15 protein-coding genes are annotated in these 16924 nt (G+C 54.7%); 14 read left to right on the top strand and 1 reads right to left on the bottom strand.

Features of this window, described 5'->3' with window-relative positions:
* The 14 genes from FAP39_RS06470 (at window position 1) to FAP39_RS06405 (ending at window position 15746) form a co-directional block, all read left to right on the top strand.
* Window positions 1–1215 (top strand): acyl-CoA dehydrogenase, encoded by a 1215-nt coding sequence (locus FAP39_RS06470; RefSeq protein WP_138015582.1) that lies wholly within the window; start codon window positions 1–3, stop codon window positions 1213–1215.
* A gap of 105 nt (window positions 1216–1320) precedes the next feature.
* Window positions 1321–2751, top strand: coding sequence for an aldehyde dehydrogenase family protein (locus FAP39_RS06465; protein ID WP_138015581.1), 1431 nt, complete (start codon window positions 1321–1323; stop codon window positions 2749–2751).
* Between the two features lie 4 nt (window positions 2752–2755).
* Window positions 2756–3631 carry a 3-hydroxybutyryl-CoA dehydrogenase gene (locus FAP39_RS06460; RefSeq protein WP_138015580.1) on the top strand — a complete coding sequence of 292 codons (876 nt, stop codon included), beginning with the start codon at window positions 2756–2758 and terminating at the stop codon, window positions 3629–3631.
* A gap of 479 nt (window positions 3632–4110) precedes the next feature.
* Window positions 4111–6075, top strand: a complete 1965-nt coding sequence (gene acs / locus FAP39_RS06455; protein WP_138015579.1) for an acetate--CoA ligase — start codon at window positions 4111–4113, stop codon at window positions 6073–6075.
* A 7-nt stretch (window positions 6076–6082) separates the two neighbouring features.
* The gene (locus FAP39_RS06450; protein WP_138015578.1) at window positions 6083–6766 is read left to right on the top strand and encodes an adenylate kinase; all 684 of its coding nucleotides are present in this window, start codon (window positions 6083–6085) and stop codon (window positions 6764–6766) included.
* A gap of 76 nt (window positions 6767–6842) precedes the next feature.
* Complete coding sequence (locus tag FAP39_RS06445) at window positions 6843–7103, top strand: DUF4212 domain-containing protein (protein WP_138015577.1); 261 nt, start codon at window positions 6843–6845, stop codon at window positions 7101–7103.
* 14 nt (window positions 7104–7117) lie between these two features.
* The gene (locus tag FAP39_RS06440; protein ID WP_138015576.1) at window positions 7118–8905 is read left to right on the top strand and encodes a sodium:solute symporter family protein; all 1788 of its coding nucleotides are present in this window, start codon (window positions 7118–7120) and stop codon (window positions 8903–8905) included.
* Between the two features lie 110 nt (window positions 8906–9015).
* Window positions 9016–10839, top strand: a complete 1824-nt coding sequence (locus FAP39_RS06435) for a DUF294 nucleotidyltransferase-like domain-containing protein (RefSeq protein ID WP_138015575.1) — start codon at window positions 9016–9018, stop codon at window positions 10837–10839.
* A 70-nt stretch (window positions 10840–10909) separates the two neighbouring features.
* Window positions 10910–11431 (top strand): hypothetical protein, encoded by a 522-nt coding sequence (locus FAP39_RS06430; RefSeq protein ID WP_138015574.1) that lies wholly within the window; start codon window positions 10910–10912, stop codon window positions 11429–11431.
* Window positions 11431–12843, top strand: a complete 1413-nt coding sequence (locus FAP39_RS06425) for a 3'-5' exonuclease (protein WP_138015573.1) — start codon at window positions 11431–11433, stop codon at window positions 12841–12843. The genes FAP39_RS06430 and FAP39_RS06425 overlap by 1 nt, the downstream gene beginning before the upstream one ends.
* An 83-nt stretch (window positions 12844–12926) precedes the next feature.
* On the top strand, window positions 12927–13421 hold the full coding sequence (locus FAP39_RS06420) for a flavin reductase family protein (RefSeq protein ID WP_138015572.1): 495 nt from the start codon (window positions 12927–12929) through the stop codon (window positions 13419–13421).
* A gap of 104 nt (window positions 13422–13525) precedes the next feature.
* The gene (locus FAP39_RS06415; RefSeq protein WP_138015571.1) at window positions 13526–14230 is read left to right on the top strand and encodes an ABC transporter permease; all 705 of its coding nucleotides are present in this window, start codon (window positions 13526–13528) and stop codon (window positions 14228–14230) included.
* On the top strand, window positions 14224–14943 hold the full coding sequence (locus tag FAP39_RS06410; RefSeq protein WP_138015570.1) for an ATP-binding cassette domain-containing protein: 720 nt from the start codon (window positions 14224–14226) through the stop codon (window positions 14941–14943). The genes FAP39_RS06415 and FAP39_RS06410 overlap by 7 nt, the downstream gene beginning before the upstream one ends.
* Complete coding sequence (locus FAP39_RS06405; RefSeq protein ID WP_138015569.1) at window positions 14940–15746, top strand: ABC transporter substrate-binding protein; 807 nt, start codon at window positions 14940–14942, stop codon at window positions 15744–15746. Before FAP39_RS06410 ends, FAP39_RS06405 begins: the two co-directional genes overlap by 4 nt.
* Here FAP39_RS06405 and FAP39_RS06400 read toward each other — a convergent pair.
* Window positions 15743–16765: a phosphotransferase gene (locus FAP39_RS06400; protein ID WP_138015568.1), complete on the bottom strand. Its 1023-nt coding sequence runs from the start codon at window positions 16763–16765 to the stop codon at window positions 15743–15745. The genes FAP39_RS06405 and FAP39_RS06400 overlap by 4 nt on opposite strands.
* Between the last annotated feature and the right edge of the window lie 159 nt (window positions 16766–16924).

Genomic DNA, 16924 nt, shown 5'->3' with positions numbered 1-16924 from the left:
ATGACAGAACATCTATCTGCGCAGTCGCGCCCCGAGCTTTCTACATTTAACTGGGAAGATGCATTTCTTCTTGAGGATCAGTTGACCGAAGACGAACGCATGGTGCGTGACGCAGCCCGCGCATACGCCGAAGACAAGCTGATGCCGCGCGTCACCGAAGCTTATGCCACAGAAACAACCGACCCCGAGATATTCCGCGAAATGGGTGCGATGGGCCTGTTGGGCACAACCATCCCCGAGGAATACGGCGGAATTGGTGCCGGCTATGTGACCTATGGTCTTGTGGCGCGTGAGGTCGAGCGCATCGACAGCGGCTATCGCTCGATGATGTCGGTGCAATCCAGCCTCGTGATGTACCCCATCTATGCCTATGGCTCTGCTGAACAGCGCAGCAAATACCTGCCAAAACTGGCGTCTGGTGAATACATCGGATGTTTTGGTTTGACCGAACCAGATGCGGGTTCTGATCCCGGCGGCATGAAAACCACAGCCAAAAAGACCGACGGTGGCTATGTGCTGAACGGGTCCAAAATGTGGATTTCCAACGCACCCATCGCAGATGTGTTTGTGGTCTGGGCCAAATCAGAAGCCCATGGCGGCAAAATCCGCGGCTTCGTGCTTGATAAAGGCACACCCGGCCTGAGCGCGCCAAAAATCGAAGGAAAAGTGTCTTTGCGCGCGTCAATCACGGGTGAAATCGTGATGGACAATGTCGAAGTCTCCGAAGACGCGTTGTTGCCCAATGTTGAAGGCCTTAAGGGTCCATTTGGATGCTTGAACCGCGCACGCTACGGTATCGCCTGGGGTGCCATGGGCGCAGCAGAATTCTGCTGGCACGGTGCACGTCAATACGGTCTGGACCGTAAACAGTTCAAAAAACCACTGGCCCAAACCCAGTTGTTCCAACTCAAGCTTGCCAACATGCAAACCGAGATTTCTCTGGGTCTGCAAGCTGCATTGCGTGTTGGTCGTTTGATGGACGAAGCCAAGGCCGCACCTGAAATGGTGTCGCTGATCAAGCGCAACAACTGTGGTAAAGCCCTCGAGATCGCCCGCCACGCCCGCGACATGCACGGCGGCAACGGCATCTCTTTGGATTTCCACGTTATTCGCCACATGGTGAACTTGGAAACCGTCAACACCTATGAAGGCACCCACGATGTGCATGCGTTGATCCTTGGTCGCGCACAAACCGGACTGCAGGCCTTCTTTTAACCCCCGAAAATAGCCAATTCCCCCCCGAAGTGGCTATTTTCACTCGGGGAAAGCGCACTCCCCTGCTTTCCCCACCTTATTCCCTGATTTTTTCGAGAGTTCGTTATGAAACAGAACCTGATTGCCGGTGATTGGCTGGATGGCGAAGATGCCATTGAAAATCGCAACCCTGCTGACATCTCCGAAGTTGTCGGGGTCTATGCACGTGCGTCGCAAGCACATGTAGATCAAGCCGCACAAGCCGCACGCGCAGCTTTGCCAGCTTGGGCCGGCGCATCACCGCAGGTACGGGCTGATATGCTCGAGGCTGTGGCCCAGCGTCTGTTTGCACGCAAAGAAGAAATCGGAACTGTTCTGGCCCGCGAAGAAGGCAAAACCCTTGCCGAAGCGATTGGCGAAACGGCACGCGCCGCGCAAATTTTCCGCTTTTTCGCAGGCGAAGCCATTCGGGTTGCAGGCGACGCGGTGGCCTCTGTCCGGCCCGACGTCGATGTCGAGGTTCAGCGTGAACCCGTCGGCGTTGTCGGCCTGATTACGCCTTGGAACTTTCCCATTGCCATTCCGGCATGGAAAATCGCCCCTGCGCTGGCCTATGGCAACACGGTGGTGTTCAAACCTGCCGATCTGACGCCCGCAACCGCGCATATCCTTGCCGAGATCATTCACGAGGCGGGCTGTCCTGCGGGCGTGTTTAACCTTGTGATGGGTCAAGGGTCGGTTGTGGGGAACGCCATTGTGACCCACCCCGATGTTGATGCCATTTCCTTTACCGGCTCGGTGCCGGTTGGGCGCAATATGGCCGTTCAAGCCGCGCAAGGCATGAAAAAGATTCAGCTCGAGATGGGCGGCAAGAACCCGATGGTCATCATGGATGACGCCGATTTGGACATTGCAGTACCCACGGTCCTGAACGCGGCGTTTTTCTCGACAGGGCAAAGATGTACAGCCACAAGCCGGATCATCGTTCAGGCAGGTATTCACGATGCGTTTGTAGATCGCCTGTCAACAGAGGCGCTGGCGCTTAATATCGGAAACCCGTTGAACCCCAATACGCACATCGGCCCTGTGGTGTCTGAAAAGCAGTTGATGAACAATCTCAGCTATGTCGATATTGCCCAAAAAGACGGCGCAGAGGTCATCGGCGGCGAGCGTTTGGAGCGCGACACCGAAGGCTACTTCCAAGCCCCTGCCCTGTTCTTGAATGCCACCAACGCAATGCGGTCATCGCGCGAAGAAATCTTTGGTCCCTGTGCGTCCGTCATCAAGGTCGATGACTTTGACGAAGCCTTGGCCACCGCGAATGATACCGAGTTTGGTCTGTCGTCGGGCATTTGCACATCCAGTCTGAAATTCGCCCGCGCGTTCAAGAAACAAAGCCGAGCCGGAATGGTCATGGTCAATCTGCCCACAGCCGGGGTTGACTATCACGTGCCCTTTGGTGGTACACGGGCCTCGTCTTATGGGTCTCGGGAACAGGGCCGTTATGCCGCCGAGTTTTATACCATGGTCAAAACAGCATACAGCTTTGCGGGGTAGCGGAATGAATATTCAAACTGTGGGCATCATTGGTGCCGGACAGATGGGCAACGGGATCGCGCATGTGTTTGCAACATCCGGATTTGATGTGTCGCTGAACGACATTTCACAGGATGCCCTGACATCAGCAATGTCGCGCATCGAGAAAAACACGGCCCGTCAGGTGAGCAAATCGCAAATGAGCGAAGCAAACCGTGCAGCGGCCCTGTCCAGAATTTCAACAACGACAGAGCTTGGTGAATTGGGGGGCTGTGATCTGGTGATCGAAGCCGCCACCGAACGCGAATCCATCAAGGACCAGATATTTTCGGGACTCGCCCCTTCTCTGGCAGATCACACTCTGTTGGCGACCAACACGTCATCTTTGTCGATCACACGCCTTGCCGCAAAAACGGATCGTCCAGAGCGGTTTATGGGCGTGCACTTTATGAACCCGGTGCCACTGATGGAACTGGTAGAGCTGATCCGGGGCATTGCGACCTCGGAAACGACCTATCAAACCATGCTGGGCGTCGTCGAGCGTCTTAACAAGACATCTGCCAGCGCAGAAGATTACCCCGGTTTCATCGTAAACCGCATTCTGATCCCCATGATCAACGAGGCCGTGTATGCCTTGTACGAAGGTGTTGGAAATGTGGCCAGTATTGATGCCTCGATGAAACTTGGGGCTCACCACCCGATGGGGCCACTGGAATTGGGGGACTTTATCGGTCTGGATACCTGCCTGGCGATTATGAACGTTTTGCATGACGGTTTGGCCGACACCAAATACCGCCCCTGCCCGCTGCTGGTGAAATATGTCGAGGCCGGTTGGGTTGGCCGCAAATGTGGCCAAGGATTTTACGACTATCGCGGCGAAACGCCTGTCCCGACCCGCTAGGCCATGCGCCCATCGGCACCACGACGACCCTAAAAACGCCTGAAACACCGCACCTCAATTTTCTTGGGGTGCGGTGTAATATCTTGGCCCCCTCACACCGCAGACACCTTATGCACGAGTCGCAAATCGGTCGGTGCAAGTCTGATGGGTTTGAATTTTCTGTATACAACCGCATACCGAAACAATTTGTCACACCTACGCAATATTGGGTAGGAATGTGATTATGCGGCCTAACACAAAAACTGTGCATTCTTCGTCTGCAAACAACACATTGCTTTCAAACGATATTTTCAGCAAAGTCAAAAAAATTTACAAAATACACAAACCAGATGGAAAAATATTTACAAAAACTTTGTTACGTTTCTGTGGGTTATTTCATTATTTTCAACACGCCCTATGATCCTTAGCGAGCCGGATAATACTCTGTGGGGCGTCTGTTCCTGCAAAGTTCATTACTGTACCTAGAGGGAGGAGCCTCAATGTCATCCGAAAATACCGCTAACCCGACATATCCACCATCAAGCGACCTTGTTGCCAATGCACACGCAAACGAAGCAACTTATGACGCAATGTATGAGGCCTCGATTTCGGATCCGGAGGCATTCTGGGGAGAGCATGGCAAGCGGATCGACTGGATCAAGCCTTTTACCAAAGTCAAAAACACAAGCTTTGAACCGGGCAATGTCTCGATCAAATGGTTTGAAGACGGTACATTGAACGTTGCCGCAAACTGTATTGACCGCCACTTGAAAACGCGCGGCGACAAAACAGCAATCATTTTCGAGCCAGACAACCCCGAAGAACCCGCACAGCACATCACTTATAAAGAGCTGCACCGCCGTGTCTGCCGCATGTCCAATATCCTTGAAGATATGGGCGTACGCAAAGGCGACCGCGTCGTGCTCTATCTTCCGATGATCCCCGAAGCCGCCTATGCAATGCTGGCCTGTGCACGCATCGGTGCTATCCATTCTATCGTCTTTGCTGGCTTTAGCCCGGACGCGCTGTCTGCACGGATCAACGGCTCGGATGCCAAGGTTCTGATTACCGCAGACTATGCCCCGCGCGGTGGTCGCCAGACACCTTTGAAATCCAACGCAGATGCTGCGTTGCTGCACACCAAAGACTCAGTCAAATGTCTGGTGGTGAAGCGCACAGGTGGTCAAACCACTTGGGTTGACGGTCGTGACTTTGATTACAACGAAATGGCGCTGGAAGCCGACGAATTCCATACGCCCGCTGAAATGAACGCCGAAGATCCGCTGTTTATTCTGTATACATCCGGCTCTACCGGCCAGCCAAAGGGCGTTGTGCATTGCTCGGGCGGGTATCTGGTATTTGCCAGCATGACCCACGAATATGTCTTTGATTATAAAGAGGACGACATCTTTTGGTGTACCGCTGACGTGGGCTGGGTCACCGGACACAGCTATATCGTGTATGGTCCGCTGGCAAATGGCGCGACGACTTTGATGTTTGAAGGCGTGCCCACCTATCCAGACGCAAGCCGTTTCTGGCAGGTGTGCGAAAAGCACAAAGTGAACCAATTCTATACGGCACCAACGGCCCTGCGCGCTCTGATGGGCCAAGGCAACAGCTTTGTGGAATCTTGTGATCTGTCTTCGCTGCGTATTCTTGGCACGGTCGGCGAGCCGATCAACCCCGAAGCATGGAACTGGTACAACGACGTTGTCGGTGGCGGACGCTGCCCCATCGTCGACACATGGTGGCAAACCGAAACCGGTGGTCACTTGTTGACACCCCTGCCCGGCGCACATGCCACTAAGCCCGGATCGGCGATGAAGCCGTTCTTTGGTGTACAGACCGTTGTGCTTGATCCACACTCTGGCGAGGAAATTCACACGTACCCATGCGAAGGTGTTCTGTGTCTCAAAGACAGCTGGCCAAGCCAGATGCGCACAGTTTGGGGCGATCATGAGCGGTTCGAGAAAACCTATTTCTCGGATTACAAAGGCTATTATTTTGCAGGTGACGGCTGTAAGCGCGATGAAGATGGCGATTACTGGATCACCGGTCGCGTTGATGACGTGATCAACGTCTCTGGCCACCGCATGGGCACCGCCGAAGTCGAAAGCGCGCTTGTGGCTCACGCCAAAGTCGCCGAAGCCGCCGTGGTCGGATACCCCCATGATATCAAAGGCCAAGGCATCTATTGCTATGTCACTTTGATGAACGGCGTAGAGCCATCAGACGAGTTGACCAAGGAATTGCGCACTTGGGTTCGCACCGAAATCGGGCCAATCGCTTCGCCTGATCTGATCCAATGGGCCCCTGGCCTGCCCAAAACACGTTCGGGTAAAATCATGCGCCGCATTCTGCGCAAAATCGCCGAGGACGACTTTGGGTCGCTGGGCGATACATCGACCCTCGCCGAGCCGGGCGTGGTCGATGACCTGATCGAAAACCGCATGAACAAAGGATAAGCGCACAATGCTAGACACAGCACAAAACACCGCGCCCGTTCTTATTTTGCTTGGCCCCCCCGGGGCCGGCAAAGGCACCCAAGCGCGCATGCTCGAAGACACATTTGGCTTGGTTCAATTGTCCACAGGCGATTTGCTCCGCGCAGCGGTTGCCGCTGGCACCGAGGCAGGACTTGCCGCCAAGGCCGTCATGGAAGCTGGCGATCTGGTCAGTGACGAGATCGTCATCAACATCCTGCGCGATCGTCTTGCCGATGCTGACTGTGCCAAAGGTGTGATCCTTGACGGGTTCCCACGCACCACAGTTCAGGCCGAGGCACTGGACGATTTGCTGGCCGAAAGTGGTCAAAAAATCAACGCCGCCATCAGCCTTGATGTGCAAGACGCCGCCATGGTGACGCGCATTTCGGGCCGCTATACCTGCGGCAATTGTGGCGAAGGTTTTCACGACACATTCAAGCAGCCCGCCAAAGACGGCGTCTGTGACAAATGCGGCGGGACGGACATGAAACGCCGTGCCGACGACAATGCTGAAACCGTGGCAAGCCGCCTTGAGGCCTATCACGCACAAACAGCACCGCTCATTGCCTATTACGACGGCAAGGGCGCTCTGCAACGGATCGACGCCATGGGCGATATTGATGCGATTGCAGGAAATCTGAACGCGATTGTCAAAAAGGCAACCGCGTAAGGGGGAAGGGTAAGCCCACGGTCTGTGTTTTAGGCCGCGGGTTTATAGAGGAAACGGAAAAGAGGGAGGAGCCAATATGGCCGACGACTCATCCAACAATGCATACTGGTCTGCCAATGTGCGGATTATCTTGATCAGCCTCGTAATTTGGGCGCTGGTATCTTTCGGGTTCGGCATTTTGCTGCGTCCAATGCTCAGCGGCATCGCCGTTGGCGGAACCGATCTGGGCTTCTGGTTCGCCCAACAAGGTTCAATTCTGGTCTTTCTGGCGCTGATTTTCTTCTACGCCTGGCGGATGAACAAGCTGGATGCCGAACACGGCGTCAGCGAAGAATAAGGACCTAGGGACAGATGGATCAGTTTACGATTAACCTACTGTTTGTTGGCGCATCTTTTGCGCTTTACATCGGTATCGCGATTTGGGCCCGTGCGGGTTCCACATCAGAATTTTACGCTGCGGGTCGCGGCGTTCACCCTGTCACCAACGGTATGGCGACTGCGGCTGACTGGATGTCAGCGGCATCGTTCATCTCGATGGCTGGCCTTATCGCCTTTACCGGCTATGACAACTCGTCTTTCTTGATGGGCTGGACCGGCGGTTATGTGCTTTTGGCTCTGTTGCTTGCGCCTTATCTGCGTAAGTTTGGCAAATTCACAGTGTCCGAATTCATTGGCGACCGTTTTTACTCTCCAACAGCGCGCCTTGTGGCTGTTGTCTGCTTGATCGTGGCTTCGACCACATATGTGATCGGTCAGATGACGGGTGTTGGCGTTGCCTTTGGTCGCTTCTTGGAAGTATCCAACACAACCGGTCTGTTGATCGGTGCATGTGTGGTATTTGCATATGCGGTGTTCGGCGGCATGAAAGGTGTAACATATACACAGGTTGCTCAGTACGTTGTGCTGATCATGGCCTACACCATTCCGGCCATCTTCATCTCGCTGCAACTGACAGGCAACCCGATCCCTGCGTTGGGTCTGTTTGGCGATCACGTTGCTTCTGGCGAGCCTCTTTTGGCGAAACTGGACGCGATTGTCACCGAGTTGGGCTTTAACGAGTACACAACACATCACGCCGATACGTTGAACATGGTTCTGTTCACCTTGTCGCTGATGATCGGTACTGCGGGTCTGCCACACGTGATCATGCGCTTCTTCACAGTGCCACGCGTTGCTGATGCTCGTTGGTCTGCTGGTTGGGCACTTGTGTTCATCGCTCTGCTGTATCTGACGGCTCCTGCTGTTGGTGCGATGGCGCGTCTCAACATCTCTGACATGATGTGGCCAAATGGCGGCATCGAAGGTGGTGCTGTGACAACGCAACAGATCGAAGAAGAAAAGCGTTACGACTGGATGGCCACTTGGCAAAAAACCGGTCTGCTTGACTGGGAAGACAAGAACGGCGACGGCAAAATTCAGTATTACAACGACAAGAATGCTGACATGCAAGCAATGGCCGCTGAAAAAGGCTGGACCGGTAACGAGCTGACCAAGTTCAACCGTGACATCTTGGTTCTGGCCAACCCCGAGATTGCGAACCTGCCTAGCTGGGTGATCGGTCTTGTGGCTGCGGGTGGTCTTGCGGCTGCTCTGTCAACGGCTGCTGGTTTGCTGTTGGCGATCTCGTCTGCTGTGTCTCACGACCTTATCAAAGGTTCCTTGAACCCGAATATTTCGGAAAAAGGCGAACTTTTGTCGGCACGTATCGCTATGGCTGTGGCCATCGCTGTTGCAACCTATCTGGGGCTTAACCCTCCGGGCTTCGCTGCGCAAACCGTGGCTCTTGCCTTTGGTTTGGCTGCTGCGTCGATCTTCCCGGCTCTGATGATGGGTATCTTCAGCACCAAGATCAACAACACAGGCGCTGTTGCCGGTATGTTGGCTGGTCTGGGTGTGACGTTGGTCTATATCTTCCTGCACAAAGGCTGGTTCTTTGTTCCAGGCACCAACAGCTTCACAGATGCTGATCCGTTGTTGGGCACAATCAAATCGACATCGTTCGGTGCGATTGGCGCGATGATCAACTTTGCGGTTGCTTACATCGTGACAGGCATGACCAAACCAACACCGCAGCACATCAAAGACTTGGTGGAAAGCGTACGTGTTCCTAAAGGTGCTGGTGAAGCTCAGGATCACTAAGGTGTTTTGGTCGGGCAGATGCATCCCTGCGACTGCCCGCCATCTTTAAATCTGGTCCCGTTCGGTGCATATCGAACGGGACTTTTTTGTTCTAATTCGGGTAGAGTCCCATGCCGCTTTCTCAAGATAAAATCATACGGTTCCTCAAGTCCGTCCACCCTTACGATACGCTGTCTCTGGAGACGCTGACGTCGCTGTCGACACAATTCGAAGCTTGGGAACTTGAGAAAGATTTCTCGGTTTACGAGGTTGGTGAAACCCTGCGTGGATTATTCATCATCTATGAGGGCATGATCGAAATCACTGACGCAAACGATGTGGTTGTTTCCCATCTTGCCCTGCGGAATTCATTTGGCGAACGTGGCCTATTGCGAGACGGCAAAGCTGTGACCAGCGCGCGCGCTGACGAACATTCCATTTTGCTTGTCCTGCCCCCCGCCGCCTTTAAGGCGCTGATCGCCGCGCATGACACAGTGCGCAAATTCTTTGATCGTTCACGCGGCGAAAGCCCCCGTGGCAACGATCTGGCCACCAGCCGTGTGGAAACCTTGATGGCGCGCGCCCCGATGACATGCGCCGCCGATGATACCGTGCAGACGGCTGCGCAGATCATGCGCGACAAGAAAATCTCTTCGGTCTGCGTGACATCGGATCACACCCTAGAAGGCATTCTGACAACCCGCGATTTGTCTGGCAAAGTTCTGGCAGAGGCACGCCCCGTCACGACCCCTGTCCGCGACGTCATGACATCGAACCCGTTGACGCTCTCGCCCTCGGCCATTGGCTCGGATGTGCTGCATGCGATGATGGAACATAAGATCGGGCATATCCCGATCGTTGAAGCTGGCAAATTGGTGGGCATTGTCACCCAAACGGATTTGACCCGCTTCCAAGCCGTATCCTCTGCCGAATTGGTTGCAGAAATTGCGCATGCCAACACAGCACAAGAAATGGCCGTGGTCACCGCACGTATTCCCAAGCTTCTGGTGCAACTGGTTGCAGGGGGAAACCGCCACGAAATCGTGACACGCCTGATCACTGATATCGCAGATACGGCAACGCGGCGCCTGTTGTCGTTGGCCGAAAAAGAGCTCGGCGCGCCACCTGTTCCCTATCTGTGGCTGGCGTGTGGATCCCAAGGCCGGCAAGAACAAACCGGTGTCAGCGACCAAGACAATTGTCTCATTCTGGATGACGCGGCCACTCAGGACCACATGGCCTATTTCGCTGATCTGGCCAAATTCGTGTGTGATGGGCTGGATGTCTGTGGCTATGTGTATTGCCCCGGCGACATGATGGCCACAAATCCGCGCTGGTGTCAGCCGCTGTCTGTCTGGAAGCAGTATTTCCAACGCTGGATCGCCAAGCCAGACCCCGAGGCACAAATGCTCGCCAGCGTCATGTTTGATTTGCGACCGATCGGCGGCACGGCAAGCCTGTTTGAAGACCTAAATCAAAATACGCTCGGGGCAGCCAGTAAGAATTCCATTTTTGTGGCCCATATGATCAGCAATTCGCTTAAGCACACCCCGCCACTGGGGTTGTTGCGCGGCTTTGCCACGATCCGGTCAGGTGAACACAAAAACCAACTGGATATGAAGCATAACGGCGTGGTGCCCATCGTTGACTTGGGTCGGATATATGCGCTGCAAGGTCAGCTTGGCGAAGTCAACACCCGCGCCCGCCTTGAAGCCGCTGAAAAGAGCAATGTCCTAAGCCGATCTGGCGCTGCGGACCTGCTGGATGCCTATGATTTGATTGCGGAAACCCGTCTTCAACACCAAGCGGAATTGATCAAGCAAGGCCAAGCCCCCGACAACTATTTGCGGCCATCCAGCCTTTCGGACTTTGAACGCAGCCACCTTCGGGATGCATTTGTGGTGGTGAAAACCCTGCAATCCGCAATTGGACACGGGCGTGGCATGCTGAGCTAATAATATTTGGGGGCCCAGTATCTGAGCCCCCACGAGCCCCAAACCAGAGGGCTTTTGAGGAGGAGAAAACATGTTTTTGGAATTGGTTGCGACCATCGCGGCCGCCTTTGCTGCGGCGGGTATGGTTCTGTTGTTGAATCGGATCGTAGGAGGACGCCTGCCAAAATGGTTTACCCCTGTGGCCGCTGGTGCGGCCATGATCGTCACCACGATTTCGAACGAATACGGATGGTATCCACGGACCAAGGCGGCCCTGCCCGAGGGTCTGGTCATTTCCGAAACCATTGAAAATCAATCATTCTATCGGCCTTGGACATATGTGCGACCCTATGTTGAGCGGTTCGTCGCGGTGGATACCTTGTCGCTGCAAACACACCCTGCCCTGCCCGATCAACGCATCGCGGATGTCTATTATTTTGGCCGCTGGTCACCCGTCAATAAAATTGGTGTCCTCGCAGATTGCGCAAACGCCAGACGCGCAGCGCTGATCGACGCCATCAGCTTTGACGAGAGTGGGAACGTCAGCGGCGCGAACTGGGTCGGTGTCCCAAAGGATGACGGGCTTCTCGCAGCAATCTGCGAGGTGTCCTGATGTTTCACTCTCTCAGCTTGCGACTTAGGGTCTTTTTGTTTTTCGTATTGATGGGTCTGGGCAGCGTGGTGATCACCACGGGGGCACTCTATTATGGATATGGCCGTGCCCAAGCTGACGATCCAGCATCCGGATATATTCTTGCGGCTGTGATGTCGTCTTTCGGATTGATTGCCCTGATGATCGGGGTTTGGTTGCTGTTTGATGAAAACGTCGCCAAACCAATTGAACGGTTGGCCGCGACCATGCGCACCCGCGCCCATGCGGGCGTAGATCTTGAGCTGGACACCCATCAAGCACGGTATTTGGGGGATCTGGCCCCAGCAGCCAAAGCGGTATCCCACCAGTTGACCAAGACAACACTGGACACCGCAGAGGCCGTTGCGTCCGAAACCGCGCGTCTGTCGATGGAAAAAGAGCGCCTGACCGCGCTGTTGACAGAAATCCCCGTCGCGATGATTTTGGTCAGCCCGTCCCACCAAATCGTGCTGTACGATGCCCAAGCCGCCGAAGCCCTGAGCCAAATTCACCACCCGCGCCTGAACGCGTCAATCTTTGACTATTTCGACGAGTCCGGATTGCTTGAGGCCCACACCGACCTGCTTCAGTCGGGCATTGATGTCCCATTTACCGCCAAGGGCATTCACGGAAACCTTGAATTTGATGCGCGGCTCAAGCCGTTGGGGCATGCGCCCGGATATATGATTCTGATTGATGATGCCCATGCGATGGCCTCGCCTGATGCGGCGCGTCCGTTGATTTATGACTTTGACTTGATGGACCATGACGTCGAACACGTTTTGGAAGACACGCCGGTCAGCAAACTGAATTTTGTGGTATTTGATACAGAAACAACCGGTTTGTTGCCTCACAAAGACGAAATTGTCCAAATCGGCGCGGTACGTGTTGTGAATGGCAAAATCGTCCCCAGAGAACAGATCAACCAATTGGTGAACCCGGGCATGCCCATTCCGCCCGCCTCGACCAAGGTGCACAAAGTCAGTGACGAAATGGTCGCCGATGCGCCAGATATCCATCAGGCAGCAGAGAAGTTTCACGCATTTTCAAACCATGCGGTGATCGTGGCGCATAACGCTCCGTTTGACATGGCATTTTTGCGTCGTCACGGAAAAACATCTGGCTTGGCATGGGATCATCCCATCATTGATACGGTATTGTTGTCAGCGGTGCTGTTTGGCGCGAGCGAAACACATACGCTGGATGCACTGTGTGACCGTCTTGGGGTGACCATCCCGGAAGAGCTGCGCCATACCGCACTTGGCGACGCTCAGGCCACTGCCGAAGTATTGTGTTTGATGATCCCCATGCTGCAATCGCGCGGGTTTAATACCTTTGGAGACGTCATCCAGCAGACGCGTAAACATGGGCGCCTGCTCGAGGATTTGAACTAGGTCTTGAAGAATACAGTCTTGCACATGTGCAAAAATCGCGTAAATGCGTGTTGGCCTGACGCGCCGAACGGGACAGATCGCATATGAGCAAGACATTTACACCGGACCAAGACCACAGCCGCGAATTTCGCGATGCCTTGGGGTGTTTTGCGACTGGGGTTACCATTGTGACGGCCCAGACCCCCGATGGCCCGGTTGGTATGACCGCCAACAGTTTCTCGTCAATTTCGCTCACGCCACCGCTGGTGCTTTGGTCTCCGTCCAAACACTCAAAAAGATACCCAGCATTTGAACATGCCAGCCATTTTTGCATTCACGTTTTGCGTGATGACCAAAAGGACCTTGCGCTTGAATTTGCCAAACGTGGCGATGCGTTTGATCTGGTTGACTGGACGCTTACCGAGACACAAACACCTGTTATTCAAGACTGTTTGACATCTTTTGAATGCCGCACAGACGCGATTCACGATGGCGGTGACCATGTGATTGTTGTGGGACGCGTTCAAACCGTGCGGCTCAACGCGGGCGCGCCGTTGATTTTCACTCAAAGCGCCTATGGCGGGTTTTCCGGCACATAATCGCCAAAGTGCGGAAATGACATCTCAATTGCCGCAATGCGGACAGGCGCACGTGATGGCCACGTCATAGGGTTCGGCAACTCTTCGACGTTTGAGACCCCGCAATGAATGACATTCTCCAAGGCCTGATATCTGCTGGCTGGCTGATCATCACTTTTGACCCTGATCTCATAGAGATCGTGCTGCGTTCGCTTCAAGTGACCGTGGGTGCTGTGGTCGTGTCCTCGGTCATCGGGTTGCCGTTGGGGGCTTGGCTGGCCGTAAATCGCTTTCGGTTTCGTCGGTTTGTCATCGCCTTGATGAATGCCCTGATGGGTCTGCCGCCGGTGGTTGTTGGGCTCATTGTCTATCTGTTCCTGTCGCGCTCTGGTCCGCTTGGGGTTCTGAACCTCTTGTTCACCCCCAGCGCCATGGTGATTGCCCAGACCATCATCATCACACCACTGATCGCGTCCATCGCACACCAAGCCATTCGCGAGCTTTGGGCCGAATATCATGATCTGCTCATTTCCGTATCCACATCCCACCGGCAACGCATCTGCACCTTGCTTTGGGATGGGCGACGCGCGCTATTGACCGCGTCTTTGGCAGGCTTTGGTCGCGCCATTGGCGAAGTTGGCGCTATTTTGATTGTTGGCGGCAATATCGACCATGTGACGCGTGTTCTGACCACAGCGATTGCGCTTGAAACATCCAAAGGAAATTTCTCTCTCGCGCTGGCTCTGGGGTTTGTATTGATCGCCTTGGCCATCCTGATCAACGCAACCGTGCACAGCCTGTCGCAAACTGAAAGGAGCGGACGATGGTAGAGACCGCTTTGTTCCCATTGACGCTTTCAGAGGCCACTGTGCGCAAATCTGGCGTCACCCTTGTGGGCCCGGTTGATCTGGAAATTGGGCCTATTGGGACTACCGTTGTCATCGGTCCCAACGGGGCTGGCAAATCCACCCTGCTACGGCTGATGCATGGTCTTGATCGGGCCGCCAAAGGGCGTGTGGACTGGAATGTGCCGATGAAGGATGCCCAAAACAGGCAGGGATTCGTATTTCAGACCCCTATTTTGATGCGCCGCAGTGTGGTGGATTGTATCGCCTATCCCTTGCTGGTGCACGGGGTCTCTCGCAAAGACGCGCATGCCCAAGCATTGGACTGGGCAGACCGCGTAGGGTTGGCCGACCACGCCGCACGGCCTGCTCGCACCCTGTCAGGCGGTGAGCGGCAAAAAATGGCCCTTGCACGAGCCTTGATCCGCAATCCTGATATTTTGTTTCTAGACGAACCATGTGCAAGTCTGGACGGCAGCGCCACGCGCGAAATTGAAGGCATTCTCAAGTCCGCCCGGACTGCGAACACCCGCATGGTGATGGCCACGCACGACATGGGCCAAGCCAAGCGGCTGGCCGATGATGTCCTGTTTATCTATCGCGGTAACGTGCACGAACACAGCACCGCCGAAGCATTTTTCAAAGCCCCCCAAACCCCCGAGGCTCAGGCCTTTTTGAGAGGAGATATTCTCGAATGATCCCACGTCTATTGCTTGCCTCTGCACTGTCCCTATGTGTTGCAAGCGCTACGCTGGCCGACGACATCAAGATGGCTGTCACCACGTCGTTTCATAATTCCGGCTTGGCCGATGTGTTGCTTCCCGAAATCAAGGCCGATCTTGACTTGGATGTGCATCTGGTCGTGGTTGGCACGGGCCAAGCCCTGCGGTTGGGCCGCGCCGGAGATGTAGACGCCATATTGGTACATGCCAAATCTGCCGAAGAAAAATTTGTATCTGAAGGATACGGAACGCATCGTACCCCATTCATGTATAACGATTTTGTGCTGATTGGCCCTGCGGATGATCCTGCACATATTGCCCAAACCCAGAGCGCAGCCGAGGCTTTGGCGTCGATCCAATCAACACGCGCCCCCTTTGTGAGCCGCGGCGATGACAGCGGCACCCACAAAAAGGAATTGTCCCTTTGGTTCGGTGCAGGTCTGATCCCGGACGATTTTGCGACCACATGGTATCAGGCGGCAGGCGCAGGGATGGGCGCATCGCTCAATACAGCCAGCGCCATGAATGCCTATATTATGAGCGACCGCGCGAGCTGGCTCAAGTTTGGCAACAAGGGTGATCTGGTGCTGTTGTTCGCAGGCGATCCGGTTTTGTTTAATCAATACGCCTATATTCCGGTCAATCCGGCCACACACCCGCATGTAAAATCCGATCTGACAGCCAAGCTTGAGACGTGGTTGCTTAGCGCGCGTGCCAAAAGTTTGATCAATGAATATCGGCTGAATGGCGAACAGTTGTTTATCTATAACGCGCCTTAATCCGCCTTGGTCGCAGCAGACGTCATTTTTGCTGCGACCATCGAAAACCAGTCACCTAACGGGTGCAGCATCTCGTCCAATTCAGACAGCTGTTGCCCATGTTCGGCCAACCTCACCACCTGCTGTGGGGTGCCCCCCATCCGGTCATAGCGTTGCGCGCGCGCATACTCGGTCCAGCCACGTCGATCGACTTCTGCTTTGATCAGGCGCAACCGCTCTACGATCTGTAGCGTTGAAAACCGCCGCAAATAGGGCACCAAAGCCGCCGCATCTCCTGGACAGGACTCTGCAAAGACCTCAAGGCTCGTGACGGCATCCAAAGGCCAAAATTCATCCCCGATCAAAAAGGCGAAATCTTCGACGCCATGTCGACGTCCGGCATGTTCCCAATCAAACCAGATCACGCTGCCATCCGCTTGGACGGCGGCATTTCCAGAGCGGGAATCCCACTTTACAAAATGACGTGGCACGGATGACGCGGCCTTTGACAATTTAGCCCAGTCCACCAAGGGCGGCGTCATATCCAACGTGATCGACAATGCACGCGGGCCAGTACCAAACCGCGCGGCCCATTTGGCCGTGCTTGCCACACTTGGCATGTCTTGCACCAACCCTGTCTGCCGTGCCGCCTGTTTGATCTGCCAAAGGCTGTCAAATGCGGCGCGCGCCAACCGGCGTTGGCCAGCAGCGTCCTGTCGCGACATTTCAGAACTCAGGCGCCCTGCCCCCGCGTCTGACTGGAAAAGCACGCCGTCATGCTGACCCAGAAACTGTGGCACCGGCGCATTCAAGGTATTCAAAGCCTGAAAGACCGCGACTTCTCTGTTCCGACGCGTGTCGCGGTGCCGGTACGAGGCAATGACCGTCCGATCTTGGAAATGCACCCGCACAGAATCACGATTGCGCCCACCCGGGGCCGTGATCTTGATCACCCGTTGGCCAAAATGGGCCTCTGCGATGGCCGAGATTTGCGACGGTTCCAAATGTTTGGGGCGCGGTTGATCTTCTGAGGATGTCATGGACTTGCCTGTTGTCTCCGTCACAGCTTGCATTGAACCAGCCCCGTACCGCAAGCAATGGATTGCACCCGATTGACCTTTGGTCACGATCCGACATGGGCGAATTTGCTGTATCTGTCATATCGAGGTGATGTTTATCTGGTAGAATTCAGTCTACAT

The organism is Shimia litoralis (genome assembly GCF_005518135.1).
Classification (GTDB): Bacteria; Pseudomonadota; Alphaproteobacteria; order Rhodobacterales; family Rhodobacteraceae; genus Shimia_E; species Shimia_E litoralis.
The sequence above is the reverse complement of the archived record's forward strand: the minus strand, read 5'-3'. Positions and strand labels throughout refer to the sequence as shown.

What these genes read in the sequence shown, in the direction of transcription:
- FAP39_RS06405 (WP_138015569.1), top strand. Translation starts at nt 14,940, where the DNA reads ATGATCCCACGTCTATTGCTTGCCTCTGCACTGTCCCTATGTGTTGCA.
- acs (WP_138015579.1), top strand. Translation starts at nt 4,111, where the DNA reads ATGTCATCCGAAAATACCGCTAACCCGACATATCCACCATCAAGCGAC.
- FAP39_RS06420 (WP_138015572.1), top strand. Translation starts at nt 12,927, where the DNA reads ATGAGCAAGACATTTACACCGGACCAAGACCACAGCCGCGAATTTCGC.
- FAP39_RS06450 (WP_138015578.1), top strand. Translation starts at nt 6,083, where the DNA reads ATGCTAGACACAGCACAAAACACCGCGCCCGTTCTTATTTTGCTTGGC.
- FAP39_RS06460 (WP_138015580.1), top strand. Translation starts at nt 2,756, where the DNA reads ATGAATATTCAAACTGTGGGCATCATTGGTGCCGGACAGATGGGCAAC.
- FAP39_RS06410 (WP_138015570.1), top strand. Translation starts at nt 14,224, where the DNA reads ATGGTAGAGACCGCTTTGTTCCCATTGACGCTTTCAGAGGCCACTGTG.
- FAP39_RS06465 (WP_138015581.1), top strand. Translation starts at nt 1,321, where the DNA reads ATGAAACAGAACCTGATTGCCGGTGATTGGCTGGATGGCGAAGATGCC.
- FAP39_RS06445 (WP_138015577.1), top strand. Translation starts at nt 6,843, where the DNA reads ATGGCCGACGACTCATCCAACAATGCATACTGGTCTGCCAATGTGCGG.
- FAP39_RS06415 (WP_138015571.1), top strand. Translation starts at nt 13,526, where the DNA reads ATGAATGACATTCTCCAAGGCCTGATATCTGCTGGCTGGCTGATCATC.
- FAP39_RS06430 (WP_138015574.1), top strand. Translation starts at nt 10,910, where the DNA reads ATGTTTTTGGAATTGGTTGCGACCATCGCGGCCGCCTTTGCTGCGGCG.
- FAP39_RS06425 (WP_138015573.1), top strand. Translation starts at nt 11,431, where the DNA reads ATGTTTCACTCTCTCAGCTTGCGACTTAGGGTCTTTTTGTTTTTCGTA.
- FAP39_RS06435 (WP_138015575.1), top strand. Translation starts at nt 9,016, where the DNA reads ATGCCGCTTTCTCAAGATAAAATCATACGGTTCCTCAAGTCCGTCCAC.
- FAP39_RS06470 (WP_138015582.1), top strand. Translation starts at nt 1, where the DNA reads ATGACAGAACATCTATCTGCGCAGTCGCGCCCCGAGCTTTCTACATTT.
- FAP39_RS06400 (WP_138015568.1), bottom strand. Translation starts at nt 16,765, where the DNA reads ATGACATCCTCAGAAGATCAACCGCGCCCCAAACATTTGGAACCGTCG.
- FAP39_RS06440 (WP_138015576.1), top strand. Translation starts at nt 7,118, where the DNA reads ATGGATCAGTTTACGATTAACCTACTGTTTGTTGGCGCATCTTTTGCG.